We start from the raw sequence: 16,007 nt of genomic DNA on the forward strand, positions 1-16,007 counted from the left end.
TCTTCAGATCAGGAACACGTCGCCAGCGTGAATGACACGCCTGGTGCCGTCCGCCAAGCGCAGGATCAGCGCACCGTCCGCATCGAGCCGTTCGAACAGGCCGTCGATGCTGCTCCCGTCGGGCAGTCGCGCGGTGAGCGCGGTGCCCGCGGGGTGCGCGCGTTCGACCCAGCGATCGCGGACGACGACGACGCCCTCGCTGCGCCAGCGCGAGAGCCAGCGTGCGAAGGTTTCGGCGAGAATCTCGAGAAACGCGCCGGGCTCGACCGCCACGCCGTGCGCCGAGAGGCTGGTGGCGACGCGATCGGTATCGGTCGGATAATGCGCCAGATTGACGCCGAAGCCGATCACCACCGCATCCTCCGCGCGCTCGAGCAGGATGCCGGAGAGCTTGGCGCCATCGAGCAGCAGGTCGTTGGGCCATTTCAGGATCGGCGCAGGGTACCGTAGGAACTGGCGAACCGTCTCCTCCAGCGCTACCGCTGCGACCAGCGCCAGCGTTGCCGCCGGCGGATCGGCGGGGTGCAGCCGTGCGATCGTGCTCGCGTAGAGATTGCCGGTCGGCGACACCCATGCCCGGCCTTGCCGGCCCCGCCCGGCGAGCTGGCGCTCGGCGCGCAGCCACAGGCCCCCGGCCGCGCCATCGCGAGCCAGCGCCAGCACATCAGCGTTGGTCGAGCCGGTTTCGGCGACCGTCCGGATCGTGACCGTCAGAACAGCGCCTTGGCGGCGACCATCGACCAGCCGCCGATCAGCGGGATCAGCAGATAGCCGAGCGGCGAGACGAACAACGCGGTGATCGCGATCAGCCCGCCCTCGACCACGCCTTCGTTCTTCGGGAAGGCGGGTGCCGCCTCATCGAAGAACATCGTCTTGACGATGCGCAGGTAATAATAAGCGCCGATTACCGAGGCGGCGATACCGAATACGGCGAGCGGGAACAGCCCGGCCGCGACGGCGGCGTGGAACACCGCGAACTTGGCGTAGAAGCCGAACAGCGGCGGGATGCCGGCAAGGCTGAACATGAAGGTCGCCAGCGCCCAGGCGAGGCCGGGGCGCGTCGTCGACATGCCCGACAGGCTGTCGATCGTCTCGACCGGCTGGCCGTCGGCATCGCGCATCTGCAGGACGACGAGGAACGAGCCGAGCGTCATCGCCAGATAGATGGTCAGGTACATCAGCACCGAGGCGACGCCTTCCTGCGTGCCGGCGGCGAGGCCGATCAGCGCGAAGCCGATATTGTTGATCGACGAATAAGCGAGCAGCCGCTTGATGTTGCGCTGCCCGATCGCCGCGACCGCGCCGAGGATGATCGAGGCGAGTGCGGCGAAGATCACCACCTGCCGCCATTGATCGACCGCCGGGCCCATCGCATCGACCGCGACGCGCACCGCAAGGCCAAGCGCGGCCACCTTGGGCGCCGACGCGAAGAACGCGGTGACCGGGGTCGGCGCGCCTTCGTAGACGTCCGGCGTCCACATGTGGAACGGCACCGCCGACATCTTGAACGCGAGGCCTGCGAACACGAACACCAGCCCGAACATCAGCCCCAGCGAATGCCCCGAGCCGTAGCTCGACGCAATCGCGCTGAACAACGTCGTGCCGCTGAACCCGTAAACCAGCGAGATGCCGTAGAGCAGCAAGCCCGAAGCGAGCGCGCCGAGCACGAAATACTTCAGGCCCGCCTCGGCCGAACGCGTATCGCGGCGCATGAAGCTCGCCAGCACATAGGCGGCCAAGCTCTGCAACTCGAGCCCGACGTAGAGGCTGAGGAGATCGCCCGCCGACACCATGATCCCCATGCCGACCGCCGAAAGCAGGATCAACACCGGATATTCGGGGCGCAGATCGTCGCCCGAGGTGCGCTGGAAGAAGTTGGGCGCCATCACGATCGCAATCGCGGCGGCAACGTAGATCAGCACCTTGGCAAAGGTCGCGAACGCATCGACCAGCAGCAGCCCGTCGAACGCCGCGCCCTGCGGCGTCGCGAACAACGCGATTCCCGCACCGAGCAGCACCGCGACCGAGCACCACGATACCGCGCGGGTCGAGCGCTGCCCGCCCCACGCCGCGACCAGCATCAGCACCAGCGCGCCGAGCGACAGAATGTCTTCGGGCAGCGCCATGCGCACGGAAGCCAGATAATCCATTATTCGGCCTCCGCCTGGGTGGCAGGCGCGGGCGCCGCCTTGGTCGTCATCAGGTGCGAGTCGCCCGCCGGCTTGGCGCGCTCGATCCGCGCCATCAGGATATCGGCATCCTTGCGCATCGGCGCGAGGAAGCTCTCCGGATAGACGCCCATCCACAGCACCACCGCCGCAATCGGCGCGAGCAGCGCGACTTCGCGCAAGCTGAGATCGGGCATCAGCTTGACGTCGTCATGCTTCACCTCACCGAAGCAGATGCGCCAGTAGAGATAGAGCATATACGCCGCGCCGAGGATGATCCCGGTCGTGCAGAGCAGCGCCGTCCAGGTCGAGACCTGATAAGTGCCCATCAGCGACAGGAATTCGCCGACGAACCCGCTGGTCGCCGGCAGCCCGATCGAGGCCATCGTGAACAGCATGAACAGCACCGCATATTTGGGCATCACGAACGCGACCCCGCCATAGCGGCTGATCTCGCGGGTGTGCAGTCGATCGTAGATCACGCCGACGCACAGGAACAGCGCGCCCGAGACGAGGCCGTGGCTCAGCATCACGATCATCGCGCCCTGAATGCCGTAGACGTTGAACGCGAACAGACCGATCGTCACGATCGCCATGTGCGCGACCGACGAATAAGCGATCAGCTTCTTCATGTCCTGCTGCACCAGCGCGACCAGCGACGTGTAGATCACCGCCACCGCCGACAGCCCGAACACCAGCCAGATGAATTGGTGGCTCGCCTCCGGGAACATCGGCAGCGAGAAGCGCAGGAAGCCGTATCCGCCGAGCTTCAGCAACACACCCGCCAGGATCACCGACCCCGCGGTCGGCGCCTGCACGTGCGCGTCGGGCAACCAGGTATGGACCGGCCACATCGGCATCTTCACCGCGAACGAAGCGAAGAAAGCGAGCCACAGCCACATCTGCGCGTGGACCGGGAAATCGTAATTGAGCAGCACCGGGATGCTCGTCGTGCCGGCGTGGATCGCCATCCACAGCATGGCGATGAACATCAGCACCGAGCCGAGCAGCGTGTAGAGGAAGAACTTGTAGCTCGCGTAAATCCGGTTCGGCCCGCCCCAGATACCGATGATCAGGAACATCGGAATCAGGCCGCCTTCGAAGAAGATGTAGAACAGGAACAGATCCTGCGCGGCGAAGGTGCCGATCATCAGCAATTCGGTGAACAGGAACGCCGACATATATTCGGGCACACGCGTCTGGATCGCCTGCCAGCTTGCGCCGATGCAGATCGGCATCAGGAATACGCTGAGCATGATCAACATGAGCGCGAAACCGTCGATACCGAGCGCCCAGCCGAAGCTGCCGAACAGCGGCACGTTCTCCTGGAACTGCCACTGCGCGCCGCCGATGTCGAAATGCGCCCACAGCACGATGCCGAGCACGAGATCGACCAGCGTCGCGATCAGCGCCAGCCAGCGCGCCGCATTGGCGCTGAGGAACAGGCACGCGACCGCCGCCACGGCGGGAATCGCGAGCATTACCGAAAGGATAGGAAAGCCGTTCATGTCCCCCGCGCTCAGCTTGCCATCGCCCAGGTGACCGCGGCGGTCAGCCCGATCAGCATCACAAAGGCATAAGTGTAGATATATCCGCTCTGCAGGCGACCGGCGACGCGGCTGGTGCCGGCCACGACCCACGCCGCGCCGTTCGGCCCGAAACGGTCGATCGTCTTCTCGTCACCGCGACGCCAGAAGAACCGGCCGATCGCGAAAGCGGGGCGGACGAAGATGAAATTGTAGAGCTCGTCAAAATACCATTTGTTGAGCAGGAAGCGGTACAGCACCTCGAACGTGCTGGCGGCGCGCGCCGGGACGTCGGTCTTGCGGATGTAGGCATACCAGGCGACCGCGAGGCCGATCAGCATCACCACCGTCGGCCCGAGCTTCACCCACACCGGGATCGCCTCCATCGCCTCCATCAGGTGCGGCGAGAACCACACCGCGCCGTGCCAATAGTTTTCGCCGGCTTCGGGGCTGATGAAGAAGTGCTGGAAGATGAAGCCCGCCGCGACCGCGCCGACCGACAGCAGGATCAGCGGGATCAGCATGTTGAGCGGGCTTTCGTGCGGATGATAGCCGCCGGTGCCGTGCGGCACCTCGTGCTGGCCGGCGCCGTGGACGTGCGGCTCGTCGCCGGCATCCTCACCCGCCGGATGCGCCTCGTGCCCGCTCTCCTGATGGTGCCGATGGCCATGCGCATCGTGCACGGCATGCTGGATATGCTCGGAGCCCGCCCAGCGCGGCGCGCCGAAAAAGGTCATGAAGATCAGGCGCCACGAATAGAAGCTGGTGAGCAGCGCGGCGATCGTGCCGACCCACCAGGCGATCTCGCCGCCGCCGCCCGAGGCATAGGCCGCCTCGAGGATGCCGTCCTTCGAATGGAAGCCGGCGAAACCGATCTGCGGCAAGCCCCCGATACCGGGAAGGCCGACGCCGGTGATCGCCAGCGTGCCGGCGACCATCGCCCAGAAGGTGAGCGGGATCTTCTTCCGCAGGCCGCCGTAATAGCGCATGTCCTGCTCGTGGTGCATCGCGTGGATCACCGAGCCGGCGCACAGGAACAGCAGTGCCTTGAAGAAGGCGTGCGTGAACAGGTGGAACATCGCCCCGCCGAACGCACCGACGCCGGCGGCGAAGAACATGTAGCCGAGCTGCGAGCAGGTCGAATAAGCGATGACGCGCTTGATGTCGGTCTGCACGCAGCCGATCGTCGCGGCGAACAGGCAGGTCGCGGCCCCGATGAAGGTGACGAAGCCGAGCGCTGTCGGGCTGGTCTCGAACATCGGCGACAATCGGCACACCATGAACACGCCCGCCGTCACCATCGTCGCCGCATGGATCAGTGCCGAGACCGGAGTCGGGCCTTCCATCGCGTCGGGCAACCAGGTGTGCAGGCCAAGCTGCGCCGATTTGCCCATCGCGCCGATGAACAACAGGATGCACAGCACCGTCATCGTGTCGGCGCGGAACCACAGGAAGCCGATCGTCGAATGCGCCATCGAGGGCGCCGCGGCCAGAATCTCCGGGATCGAGATGGTGTGGAACACCAGATACGTCCCGAAGATACCGAGCATGAAGCCGAGATCGCCGACGCGGTTGACAACGAACGCCTTGATCGCCGCGGCATTGGCGCTGGGCTTGTAGAACCAGAAGCCGATCAGCAGGTAGCTGGCGAGGCCGACGCCTTCCCAGCCGAAGAACATCTGGACCAGATTGTCGGCGGTCACCAGCATCAGCATCGCGAAGGTGAACAGCGACAGATAGGCGAAGAAGCGCGGCTGATCCGGATCCTCGGCCATATAGCCCCAGCTATACAGATGGACGAGGAACGACACGCTGGTGACGACGACGAGCATCACCGCCGTCAACGAATCAACCCGCAGCGCCCATTCGACGTGCATCCCGCCGACATTGATCCAGTCGAACACCGGCGTGACAACCGGCCCCATCGTGCCGGCGAGATATTCGATGAAGATCGGCCAGGCGAGCACGCAGGAAATGAACAGCGCGCCGGTCGTCACCGATTTGGCGACGACATTGCCGATCATGCGGTTGCCGAACCCGGCGATTGCCGCCGCCAGCAGCGGCAGGAAAACGAGGAAAAGAATGGAAGTCACCGAACGATCACCCCTTCATCCGGTTGACGTCATCGACCGCGATCGTGCCGCGGCCACGGAAATAAATCACCAGGATCGCCAGACCGATCGCCGCCTCGCCGGCCGCGACCGTCAACACGAACATCGCGAACACCTGGCCGACGAGATCGTGCAGCGCCGCCGAGAAGGCGACGAGGTTGAGGTTCACCGCAAGCAGGATCAGCTCGATCGCCATCAGGATGACGATGATGTTCTTGCGGTTGAGGAAGATGCCGAGCACCCCCATTACGAACAGGATCGCCGCGACGACGATATAATGCGTGAGGCCGATCACAGCTCCACCCCCTGGCCCACGGCCGGCTTGACGTTGCGGGTCGCGTCCTGCGGCCGGCGAGCGACCTGACGCGAAATGATCTGCGGCCGAACGCCGGCGCGCTTGCGGTGCGTCAGCACGATCGCGCCGATCATCGCCACCAGCAGCACCAGCCCGGCCGCTTCGAACACGAACAGATAGCGCGTGTAGAGCAGGTCGCCGATCGCCTGGATATTCGGCGTCTGCTCGGCAATCGGCGCGATGCGCTTCGACAAGTTCACTCCGCCGACCGACCATGCCCCAACGCCGATGATGACCTCGGCCAGCAGGGCAACCGCCAGCGCGAGGCCGAGCGGCAGGTAGCGAACGAACCCGGCGCGCAGCTCACTGAAATCGATATCGAGCATCATCACGACGAACAGGAACAGCACCGCGACCGCGCCGACATAGACGATGACGAGCAGCATCGCGATGAACTCGGCCCCCGCGAGCACCATCAGCCCCGCCGCGTTGAAGAAGGCGAGGATCAGCCACAGCACCGAGTGGACCGGGTTGCGCGACGATATCGTCAACGCAGCCGACGCGATCATCACGACCGCGAAGATGTAAAAGGCGATTGCTTGGATCACGGAATCGGCGAGCCCCTGAAAGTCGGTTGGCGCTTAACGGTAGGGTGCGTCGGCGGCAAGGTTCGCGGCGATCGCGCGCTCCCAGCGATCGCCGTTATCGAGCAGCTTGGCCTTGTCGTAGATCAGCTCCTCGCGCGTTTCGGTCGAAAATTCGAAATTCGGCCCCTCGACCACGGCATCGACCGGGCACGCCTCGGCGCACAGCCCGCAATAGATGCATTTGGTCATGTCGATGTCGTAGCGCGTCGTGCGGCGCGAGCCGTCGTCGCGCGGTTCCGCCTCGATCGTGATCGCCTGCGCCGGGCAGATCGCCTCGCACAATTTGCACGCGATACACCGCTCCTCGCCGTTGGGATAGCGGCGCAGCGCATGCTCGCCCCGGAACCGCGGCGAGATCGGGTTCTTCTCGTACGGATAGTTGATCGTCGCCTTGGCCTTGAAGAAGTAGCGCAGCGTCTTCAGGTGCGCGCCGATGAACTCCCACAGGGTGAAGGCTTTGACATATTGAGCAACGCTCATGACGGAACTCCCACGCGGGTCAGCATCAGGAAGCCGGACACCAGGAACACCCAGAACAGCGACAGCGGCAGGAACACCTTCCAGCCCAGCCGCATCAGCTGGTCGTAGCGGTACCTCGGCACCGTGGCCTTCACCCACGAGAACACGAAGAAGAAGAACAGCATCTTGGCGAGCAGCCAGATGATGCCGGGCACGAAATACAGCGGCGCCCAGTCGAACGGCGGCAGATAGCCACCCCAAAACAGGCTGGCGTTCAATGCGCACATCAGGATGACGTTGGCATATTCACCCAACCAGAACAAAGCGAACGCCATCGACGAATATTCGGTCTGGTAACCGGCGACGAGCTCGCTTTCCGCCTCGGTGAGGTCGAACGGTGCGCGCTGCGTCTCGGCCATCGACGAGATCAGGAACACGATCGCCATCGGGAACAGCAGCGGATTGGCCCAATTGCCGTTGATGAAGCCGTACAGCCCCCTTTGTGCCTCGACGATGCCGGTCAGGTTGAACGTCCCCGCCCACAGCACCACCGAGATCAACACGAAGCCGATCGAGACTTCGTAACTGACCATCTGCGCGGCGGCTCGAAGCGCCGAATAGAAGGGATATTTGGAGTTCGACGCCCAGCCCGAGATGATGATCCCGTAGACGCCGATCGACGACGCCGCGAGGACGTAGAGCAAGCCGACATTGATGTTGGACAGCACCACGCCCGGCTGGAACGGCACCACCGCCCAGACGATCAGCGCGACGGTGAAGGTGATGATCGGCGCGAGCAGGAACAGCCCGCGATTGGCCGCCGCCGGGATGATCGTTTCCTGCAGGAACACCTTCAATCCGTCGGCGAAGCTCTGCAAAATGCCGAGCGGCCCGACCACGTTGGGGCCGCGGCGCAGCGCCATCGCCGCCCAGATCTTGCGGTCGGCATAGATGATCAGCGCAACCGCGAGCATCACCGGCAGCGCGATCACCAGGATACCGATGATCGTCGCCAGGAACCACGCCCAGCCGTATGCCATGCCCCAGGAAGTGAAGAGTGCGGTCATTCCGCGGCCTCCGCAAGCTCATCGCCATGCAGCAGTTCAGCCGAGCAGAGCTGCATCGTCGGGCTGGCGCGGCAGATGGCGTTGGTCAGGTAGAAATCCTTGATCGGATACGCGTCGATCGTGCCCACGGCGGTATCGGACAGCGCCGGCGGGTTCCATTCGAAGCTGGCGAGGCCTTCCTTGGCCAGCGCCGGCACGTCGCGGCCCATATCGGCGCGCAGTTCCTCGATCGTGTCGAACGGCAGCGTCTGGCCGAGCTTCTCGGAGAGCGCGCGGAAGATCGTCCAATCCTCGCGCGCGTCGCCCGGCGGGAACACCGCGCGCTCGCCGCGCTGGACGCGCCCTTCCAGATTGACCCAGGTGCCCGATTTCTCGGCATAGCTCGCGCCGGGCAGGATCACGTCGGCGTGATGCGCGCCGTGATCGCCATGATGGCCGACATAGACCTTGAAGCTCTTGTCGAACTTGCTGAAATCAACCTCGTCCGCGCCGAGGAAGAACACCAGCTTGGGCTTGCCCGCGACGACATCGGCGATGCCGCCCTTCTGTGCGTAACCGAGCATCAGCCCGCCCATCCGCGCCGCCGAGAAATGGACGACGTTGAAGCCGTTCCAGCCGTCGCGCACAAGCTTGAGCGATTTGGCGAGTTTCAACGCCGCGCCATGCGCGCTCCTCAACGCCGCACCACCGACGATCATTATCGGCCTCTCGGCGCCCTTGAAGGCATCCGCGACGTTCTTCGGCAGCTTGCCAAGCACCGACAGGTCATTGCCCAGCCACTCGACGCGGTAGGTGAGATCGACCTCGGGCCCGATCGCGAACACCTTCGCGCCCTTCTTGATCGCCTTGCGGATCCGCGTGTTCACCAGCGGCGCTTCCCAGCGCAGATTAGTACCGACCAGCAGGATCGCGTCGGCCTCTTCGGTGCCGGCGATCGTGGTGTTGAAATTGACCGCCGCGAGACTCGACGTGTCGTAATCCATGCCGGTCTGCCGGCCCTCGAGCAGCGAGCCGCCCATCGCCGTCACCAGCGCCTTGGCCGCGTACATCGTCTCGCAATCGACGAGGTCGCCCGCCACCGCCGCGACGCTGCTGCCGGCGTTCACCGCCGCGATCGCCGCGAACGCCTCTTCCCACGTCGCGGGGACCAGCTTGCCGTCACGCCGCACATAAGGCTTGTCCAACCGCCGGCGCACCAGACCGTCGACGGCGTGACGCGTCTTGTCGGTCGCCCACTCCTCGTTGACGTCCTCATTGATGCGCGGGAGGCAGCGCAGCACCTGACGCCCACGGCTATCGAGCCGGATGTTGGTGCCGACCGCGTCCATCACGTCGATCGTCAGCGTCTTCTTCAATTCCCACGGCCGCGCCTCGAACGCATAGGGTTTCGAGGTCAGCGCGCCGACCGGACACAGATCGACGACATTGCCCGACAGCTCGCTGGTCACCGCATGTTCGAGATACGAGGTGATCTGCATGTCCTCGCCGCGCCCGATCGCGCCGATTTCCTCGACGCCGGCGACTTCCTCGGCAAAGCGGACGCAGCGCGTGCACTGGATGCAGCGCGTCATCACCGTCTTGACGATCGGCCCCATATATTTCTCGGTGACCGCGCGCTTGTTCTCCTGAAAGCGCGACTGGCCGCGGCCATAAGCGATCGACTGGTCCTGCAGGTCGCACTCGCCGCCCTGATCGCAGATCGGGCAATCGAGCGGGTGGTTGATCAGCAGGAACTCCATCATGCCTTCGCGGGCATGCTTGACCATCGGCGTGGTGGTGAAGATCTCCTGATTGTCCGCCGCCGGCAGCGCGCAAGACGCCTGCGGCTTGGGCGGCCCGGGCTTCACCTCGACCAGGCACATGCGGCAATTGCCGGCGATCGACAGCCGCTCGTGATAGCAGAAGCGCGGGATCTCCTTGCCGGCAAGCTCGCACGCCTGCAGCACGGTGGCGCCGGCCGGCACCTCGATCTCTACGCCGTCGACTTTAACCTTCGGCATTACTCAGCCGCCTCCATCATCGGTTCGAGACCGCCGCCGCGATTGTCCTTGATGCGCCGCTCCATCTCCGGGCGGAAATGGCGGATCAGGCCCTGGATCGGCCAGGCCGCCGCGTCGCCGAGCGCGCAGATCGAATGGCCCTCGACTTGCTTGGTCACCTGGTAGAGCGTGTCGATCTCGCTGATCTCGGCGTCACCGGTGCGCATTCGCTCCATCACGCGCCACATCCAGCCAGTGCCCTCACGGCACGGCGTGCACTGGCCGCAGCTTTCGTGGCGGTAGAAATAGCTGATCCGGCTGATCGCGCGGACGATGTCGGTCGACTTGTCCATCACGATCACCGCCGCGGTGCCGAGGCCCGAGCCGAGCGCCTTCAGCCCGTCGAAATCCATCGGGCAATCCATGATCTGCTCGGCCGGGACCAGCGGCACCGACGAGCCGCCCGGGATTACCGCCAGCAAATTATCCCAGCCGCCGCGGATGCCGCCGGCATGCTTCTCGATCAGCTCGCGGAACGGGATCGACATCGCCTCTTCGACGACGCAGGGCTTGTTCACATGGCCGGAGATCTGGAAGAGCTTGGTGCCCTTGTTGTTTTCGGCACCAAAGCTGGCGAACCATTCCGGCCCGCGCCGCAGGATCGTCGGCACCACCGCGATCGATTCGACGTTGTTGACCGTCGTCGGGCAGCCATAGAGGCCGGCGCCCGCCGGGAACGGCGGTTTGAGGCGCGGCTGGCCCTTCTTGCCCTCGAGGCTTTCGAGCATCGCGGTCTCTTCGCCGCAGATATAGGCGCCGGCGCCGCGATGGACGAAGACGTCGAAATCATAGCCCGATCCGGCGGCATTCTTGCCGAGGAAGCCCTTTTCATAGGCTTCCGCGACGGCGGTGAACAAATTCTCCGCCTCGCGGATGAACTCGCCGCGGATGTAGATGTAGGCGGCGCGTGCGCGCATCGCGAAGCCGGCGATCAGCGCGCCCTCGATCAGCTTTTGCGGATCGTGGCGGATGATCTCGCGGTCCTTGCAACTGCCGGGCTCGGACTCGTCGGCGTTGATGACGAGAAAATTGGGCCGATCGGGCTTCGGCTCCTTGGGCATGAACGACCATTTCATGCCGGTCGGGAAGCCCGCGCCGCCGCGGCCGCGCAGCCCCGATGCCTTGATCTTGTCGATGATGGCGTCCTGCCCGATCGCCATCAGATCCTTGGTATTGTCCCAATCGCCGCGCTTGATCGCGGCATCGATGTGCCACGACTGGAAGCCGTAGACGTTGGTGAAGATGCGGTCCTTGTTAGCGAGCATGGCTGTCAGCGCCCCTTTCCGATCAGCTTCTCAGCGATGAAATAGGCAACCACCGCCACGGCCAGGCCGAGCACGATCGCCAGCACGCCGAGCGCGAGCTTCAGGAAGATGATGAGGACGATGATCCCCAGGATGACGGCGACGAGCGCGCTCACGCCCATTCGCCCCGGTAATCGTGGTTTTCGGAGACCATTTCCTTGAGCGTGGTCGGGCCGCCTTCGGGCGCGCTGGTCTGGCGATCGATCTGCGGGCCGGGCTTGGGCGTCTCGCCGCGTGCCAGCGCCTCGAGGATCGCGGTCATGCTGTCGTAATCAAGATCTTCATAATTATCGTCGTTGATCTGCACCATCGGCGCGTTGGTGCAGGCACCGAGGCACTCGACCTCGGTCAGCGTGAATAGGCCGTCGGGCGTGGTCTTGCCCTTGGCGAGGCCGTGGTTCTTGCACGCCGCCAGCACGTCGTCGGAACCGCGCAGCATGCACGGCGTCGTGCCGCACACCTGCACATGATAGCGGCCGACCGGCACGAGGTTGAACATCGTGTAGAAGGTGACGACCTCGAACACGCGCATGTACGGCATGTCGAGCTCACGCGCGACGAACTCGATCACCGGGACCGGCAGCCACCCTTGCGTCTTGGTTTCGGCGCCGACCTGGCGCTGCGCGAGATCGAGCAGCGGCAGCGACGCCGATGCCTGGCGACCGGCCGGATAGCGGCCAATGATCTCTTTGGCCTTCACGGCGTTTTCCGTGGTCCAGGCAAAACCGCCCCACCGCGCGCGGGTTTCGGCCTCATCCGGGATTTGGGGTGCTTCAGCCACTAGTCCGCTTTCATTAAATCAACATTGTGAGTTTCGATCTTCTCAATCTTGGTCCCACTGAAAACCAAGGTTAAGCCGACCGGGGTCTCCGCAGGAACACCCTTGCATTTCCACCCAATTATAATTTCGTCAGGAACCTCAACATACGCTCCCGGTTTTTGCGGAGTATCGTTGACCAGGTGACTGGTATATCTATACCTGCATTTTGCGAACGACGCGAAGAACTGCTTATCCTTTTCTCGCAATGGCGTTACGAAATCAGAATCTTCATAGTCTCGCTTGTCCTGAACCGCAGCCACGAACCGCTTGGCCACCGCATCCTGCTCGCTCTTATTAGCGCCGGCCTGTGCGGCCAAAAGAACTGCGATTGTAGTGGCCATGGCCCACATCACCGGTCACACTCCCCGAACACGATGTCGATCGCGCCGAGGATGGCGGTCGTATCGGCGAGCATGTGGCCGCGCGACATGAAATCCATCGCCTGCAGATGGCTGAACGCGGTCGGCCGGATCTTGCAGCGATAGGGTTTGTTCGAGCCGTCGGCGACCATGTAGATCCCGAACTCGCCCTTCGGGCTCTCGGTGCCGACATACACTTCGCCGGCGGGGACGTGATAGCCTTCGGTATAGAGCTTGAAGTGATGGATCAGCGCTTCCATCGAATGCTTCATCTCGCCGCGCTTGGGCGGTACGACCTTGCGATCGAGGCTGGCGATCGGGCCCTCGGGCATCTCCGCGAGGCATTGCTTGATGATCCGCGCCGACTGGCGGACCTCCTCGACGCGGACCATGAAGCGATCGTAGCAATCACCCTTGGTGCCGACCGGAATCTCGAAATCCATGCGATCGTAAACGTCATAGGGCTGCGACTTGCGCAGGTCCCACGGAATGCCCGCCGCGCGAATCATCGGGCCGGAGAAGCCCCAGCGGATCGCGTCCTCACGGCTCACCACCGCGATATCGACGTTGCGCTGCTTGAAGATGCGATTGTCGACGACGAGGCTCATCGCGTCCTCGAACAGGCGCGGCAGCCGCGTGTCGAGCCAGTCGCCGATATCGGCGAGCAGCTTCAAGGGCGCGTCCTGATGCACGCCCCCGACGCGGAAATAGTTCGAGTGCATGCGGGCGCCCGACACGCGCTCGAAGAAGTTGAGGCAATCCTCGCGGATCTCGAACAGCCACAGGTTCGGCGTCATCGCGCCGACGTCCATCACATGGCTGCCGATGTTGAGCATGTGGTTCGAGATGCGCGTCAGCTCGGCGAACAGCACGCGGAGGTATTGCGCACGCAGCGGCACCTCGAGATCGAGCAGCTTCTCGACCGCGAGCACGAAGCTGTGCTCCATGCACAAGGGCGAGCAATAATCGAGGCGATCCATGTACGGGAGCGCCTGCGCATAGGTCTTGTATTCGATCAGCTTCTCGGTGCCGCGATGCAGCAGGCCGACGTGCGGATCGATGCGATCGATGATCTCGCCGTCGAGCTCCATGACGAGGCGTAGCACGCCGTGCGCCGCCGGGTGCTGCGGGCCGAAGTTGATCGTATAGTTCTGGATCGCGACGTCGCCGGTGGTCGGATCGATCGCGTCCTTGTCCCCGAGCAACTGCTCGAGATACGGATCGTCGGTCGTGCCGATCGGCGGCGCGGTGTCCGTGGTGATCGTTTCGTCGGTCATTTCTTCGGCTCCTTGGCCGGAGCAGACTTGGCGGCGGTCTTGGCCTTGGGCGCGGCCACCTTCTTCGGCGCCGGCTTCTTGGCAGTGCTGGGCTTCTTCGGCGTCTTCGCCTTGGTGGCCTTGCCGTCACCGGTATCAGCCGGGGTCTCGGTCGCCTTGGGCGTCGGCGCCGGGTCCGCCTTCTTCGATTGCTCGGCGTCGGCCTTCTTGATCTCGTCAGCCTTGAGCGGCGTCGGCGCGCCCTTGGCTTCGGGCAACATACCCTTCTCGTCGCCCGGCAGGATATATTCTGCACCTTCCCACGGGCTCATGAAGTCGAACGTGCGGAAATCTTGCGCCAGCTGCACCGGCTCATAGACGACGCGCTTGGCCTCTTCGGAATAGCGCAGCTCGACATAGCCGGTCAGCGGGAAGTCCTTGCGCTGCGGATGGCCGCGGAAGCCGTAATCGGTCAGGATGCGGCGCAGGTCCGGATTGCCGTCGAACAGCACGCCGTACATGTCGTACACTTCGCGCTCGAGCCAGCCGGCGACCGGCCAGACGCTGGTCACCGACGGCACCGGCTTCACCTCATCGGTGTTGACCCGCACCTGGATACGATGATTGCGCGTCAGGCTGAGCAGGCAATAAACGCATTCGAACCGCTCCTCGCGATCCGGGTAATCGACGCCGGCAATTTCCATGAGCTGCTGGTATTCGAGGCCCGGCGTATCGCGCAGCGCGATCATCGCCGGGATCAGCTGCTGGCGATCGACATAGAGCGTCACCTCGCCGACACGATCCTGCGCCCGCACCAGCATATCGCCAAGCGCCCTGGTCGCCGCCTCGATCGTCTCGCCGTTGAGATCGGCGGCATAGGCGGGAGCCGGCGCCCTCATCGTTCGATCGTCCCGCTGCGGCGAATCTTCCGCTGCAGCTGCATGATGCCGTAAAGCAGCGCCTCGGCGGTCGGCGGGCAGCCGGGCACGTAAATGTCGATCGGCACGATGCGGTCGCAGCCGCGCACCACCGAATAGCTGTAATGGTAATAGCCGCCGCCATTGGCGCAGCTACCCATCGAGATGACGTATTTCGGGTTCGACATCTGGTCGTAGACCCGACGCAGCGCCGGCGCCATCTTGTTGCACAAGGTGCCCGCGACGATCATCACGTCCGACTGGCGCGGCGATGCGCGCGGCGCGGCGCCGAAGCGCTCGAGGTCGTACCGCGGCATGTTGACGTGAATCATCTCGACCGCGCAGCAGGCGAGCCCGAAGGTCATCCACCAAAGCGAGCCGGTGCGCGCCCATTTGAACAGTTCCTCGGTCGAGGTGACCAGGAAACCCTTGTCGGTGAGCTCACCGTTCAGATCGTTGAAGAACGCCTGATCGGGCGGGACGATCGCCCCGCCCGCTGCCGAGCGTTGCAGCTCGACCGGGCCGGAGTGCGGTTTCATTCCCAATCCAACGCTCCCTTCTTCCACGCATACACAAGGCCGAGCGCCAATTCGGCGATGAACACCATCATCGCGAACCACGCCGTCCAGCCGAGGTGAAACACCGATACCGCCCACGGGTAGATGAACGCCGCTTCCAGATCGAACACGATGAACAGGATCGCGACGAGATAGAAGCGCACGTCGAACTGGCTGCGCGGATCCTCGAACGCCGGAAAGCCGCACTCATATTCGGCCAGCTTGTCCGGGTTGGGCTGGTGGGCGCCGGTCGCACGGGCAGCCAGCATCGGCAACACCACGAATGCAGTCGACAATAAGAGCGCGACGCCGAGAAACAAGAGAATCGGCAGGAATTGGATCAGTTCTGACACTGGCCTTCTCGCAGGTGCGAATAACGGTTGGCCGGGCTTCTAGGACGATGGCCCGAGGCGGGCAAGGCCCGCATCCGTGAGAATGAATCGCAATAAAGCGCCTGGGCCAGGATATTGCGCTTAACCGTC

General features: G+C 64.1%; 17 protein-coding genes. All 17 read right to left on the reverse strand.

Going from position 1 to position 16,007, the window contains the following annotated elements; genetic code table 11:
• Positions 1-3: 3 nt before the first annotated feature.
• The 17 genes from K7G81_RS09050 to ndhC are packed head-to-tail and all read right to left on the reverse strand — an operon-like array spanning position 4 to position 15,878.
• The gene (locus tag K7G81_RS09050; protein WP_223030708.1) at positions 4-702 is read right to left on the reverse strand and encodes a biotin--[acetyl-CoA-carboxylase] ligase; all 699 of its coding nucleotides are present in this window, start codon (positions 700-702) and stop codon (positions 4-6) included.
• Between the two features lie 8 nt (positions 703-710).
• Positions 711-2,150 (reverse strand): NADH-quinone oxidoreductase subunit NuoN, encoded by a 1,440-nt coding sequence (nuoN, locus tag K7G81_RS09055; protein WP_223030427.1) that lies wholly within the window; start codon positions 2,148-2,150, stop codon positions 711-713.
• On the reverse strand, positions 2,150-3,676 hold the full coding sequence (locus K7G81_RS09060; protein WP_223030428.1) for an NADH-quinone oxidoreductase subunit M: 1,527 nt from the start codon (positions 3,674-3,676) through the stop codon (positions 2,150-2,152). The genes nuoN and K7G81_RS09060 overlap by 1 nt, the downstream gene beginning before the upstream one ends.
• 11 nt (positions 3,677-3,687) lie before the next feature.
• Positions 3,688-5,787, reverse strand: a complete 2,100-nt coding sequence (nuoL, locus tag K7G81_RS09065; protein WP_223030429.1) for an NADH-quinone oxidoreductase subunit L — start codon at positions 5,785-5,787, stop codon at positions 3,688-3,690.
• Between the two features lie 7 nt (positions 5,788-5,794).
• The gene (nuoK, locus tag K7G81_RS09070) at positions 5,795-6,100 is read right to left on the reverse strand and encodes an NADH-quinone oxidoreductase subunit NuoK (protein WP_223030430.1); all 306 of its coding nucleotides are present in this window, start codon (positions 6,098-6,100) and stop codon (positions 5,795-5,797) included.
• Positions 6,097-6,708 (reverse strand): NADH-quinone oxidoreductase subunit J, encoded by a 612-nt coding sequence (locus K7G81_RS09075; RefSeq protein ID WP_223030431.1) that lies wholly within the window; start codon positions 6,706-6,708, stop codon positions 6,097-6,099. Before K7G81_RS09075 ends, nuoK begins: the two co-directional genes overlap by 4 nt.
• Before the next feature lie 33 nt (positions 6,709-6,741).
• On the reverse strand, positions 6,742-7,227 hold the full coding sequence (nuoI, locus tag K7G81_RS09080; RefSeq protein ID WP_223030432.1) for an NADH-quinone oxidoreductase subunit NuoI: 486 nt from the start codon (positions 7,225-7,227) through the stop codon (positions 6,742-6,744).
• Positions 7,224-8,273, reverse strand: a complete 1,050-nt coding sequence (gene nuoH / locus K7G81_RS09085; protein WP_223030433.1) for an NADH-quinone oxidoreductase subunit NuoH — start codon at positions 8,271-8,273, stop codon at positions 7,224-7,226. The genes nuoI and nuoH overlap by 4 nt, the downstream gene beginning before the upstream one ends.
• A complete protein-coding gene (gene nuoG / locus K7G81_RS09090) occupies positions 8,270-10,273 on the reverse strand; it encodes an NADH-quinone oxidoreductase subunit NuoG (RefSeq protein ID WP_223030434.1) in 2,004 nt (667 codons plus the stop codon). The genes nuoH and nuoG overlap by 4 nt, the downstream gene beginning before the upstream one ends.
• Positions 10,273-11,577, reverse strand: coding sequence for an NADH-quinone oxidoreductase subunit NuoF (gene nuoF / locus K7G81_RS09095; protein WP_223030435.1), 1,305 nt, complete (start codon positions 11,575-11,577; stop codon positions 10,273-10,275). The genes nuoG and nuoF overlap by 1 nt, the downstream gene beginning before the upstream one ends.
• A 5-nt stretch (positions 11,578-11,582) precedes the next feature.
• Positions 11,583-11,732 carry a hypothetical protein gene (locus K7G81_RS09100; protein ID WP_223030436.1) on the reverse strand — a complete coding sequence of 50 codons (150 nt, stop codon included), beginning with the start codon at positions 11,730-11,732 and terminating at the stop codon, positions 11,583-11,585.
• Positions 11,729-12,397 (reverse strand): complex I 24 kDa subunit family protein, encoded by a 669-nt coding sequence (locus tag K7G81_RS09105; protein WP_223030437.1) that lies wholly within the window; start codon positions 12,395-12,397, stop codon positions 11,729-11,731. Before K7G81_RS09105 ends, K7G81_RS09100 begins: the two co-directional genes overlap by 4 nt.
• Positions 12,397-12,777, reverse strand: coding sequence for a hypothetical protein (locus K7G81_RS09110; protein WP_223030438.1), 381 nt, complete (start codon positions 12,775-12,777; stop codon positions 12,397-12,399). The genes K7G81_RS09105 and K7G81_RS09110 overlap by 1 nt, the downstream gene beginning before the upstream one ends.
• Before the next feature lie 8 nt (positions 12,778-12,785).
• Positions 12,786-14,072, reverse strand: coding sequence for an NADH-quinone oxidoreductase subunit D (locus K7G81_RS09115; protein ID WP_223030439.1), 1,287 nt, complete (start codon positions 14,070-14,072; stop codon positions 12,786-12,788).
• The gene (locus K7G81_RS09120) at positions 14,069-14,950 is read right to left on the reverse strand and encodes an NADH-quinone oxidoreductase subunit C (RefSeq protein ID WP_223030440.1); all 882 of its coding nucleotides are present in this window, start codon (positions 14,948-14,950) and stop codon (positions 14,069-14,071) included. The genes K7G81_RS09115 and K7G81_RS09120 overlap by 4 nt, the downstream gene beginning before the upstream one ends.
• Positions 14,947-15,507, reverse strand: a complete 561-nt coding sequence (locus tag K7G81_RS09125; protein ID WP_223030441.1) for a NuoB/complex I 20 kDa subunit family protein — start codon at positions 15,505-15,507, stop codon at positions 14,947-14,949. Before K7G81_RS09125 ends, K7G81_RS09120 begins: the two co-directional genes overlap by 4 nt.
• Entirely contained in the window at positions 15,504-15,878 is a 375-nt protein-coding gene (gene ndhC / locus K7G81_RS09130; protein WP_223030442.1) for an NADH-quinone oxidoreductase subunit A, read from the reverse strand. The genes K7G81_RS09125 and ndhC overlap by 4 nt, the downstream gene beginning before the upstream one ends.
• Between the last annotated feature and the right edge of the window lie 129 nt (positions 15,879-16,007).

Source organism: Hephaestia mangrovi (assembly GCF_019880555.1).
GTDB lineage: Bacteria > Pseudomonadota > Alphaproteobacteria > Sphingomonadales > Sphingomonadaceae > Sphingomonas > Sphingomonas mangrovi.

Coding starts and splice junctions, on each gene's coding strand:
- K7G81_RS09125 (WP_223030441.1), bottom strand. CDS start 15,507: ATGAAACCGCACTCCGGCCCGGTCGAGCTGCAACGCTCGGCAGCGGGC.
- K7G81_RS09120 (WP_223030440.1), bottom strand. CDS start 14,950: ATGAGGGCGCCGGCTCCCGCCTATGCCGCCGATCTCAACGGCGAGACG.
- K7G81_RS09110 (WP_223030438.1), bottom strand. CDS start 12,777: ATGGCCACTACAATCGCAGTTCTTTTGGCCGCACAGGCCGGCGCTAAT.
- nuoH (WP_223030433.1), bottom strand. CDS start 8,273: ATGACCGCACTCTTCACTTCCTGGGGCATGGCATACGGCTGGGCGTGG.
- K7G81_RS09115 (WP_223030439.1), bottom strand. CDS start 14,072: ATGACCGACGAAACGATCACCACGGACACCGCGCCGCCGATCGGCACG.
- nuoN (WP_223030427.1), bottom strand. CDS start 2,150: ATGGATTATCTGGCTTCCGTGCGCATGGCGCTGCCCGAAGACATTCTG.
- K7G81_RS09060 (WP_223030428.1), bottom strand. CDS start 3,676: ATGAACGGCTTTCCTATCCTTTCGGTAATGCTCGCGATTCCCGCCGTG.
- nuoI (WP_223030432.1), bottom strand. CDS start 7,227: ATGAGCGTTGCTCAATATGTCAAAGCCTTCACCCTGTGGGAGTTCATC.
- nuoG (WP_223030434.1), bottom strand. CDS start 10,273: ATGCCGAAGGTTAAAGTCGACGGCGTAGAGATCGAGGTGCCGGCCGGC.
- nuoF (WP_223030435.1), bottom strand. CDS start 11,577: ATGCTCGCTAACAAGGACCGCATCTTCACCAACGTCTACGGCTTCCAG.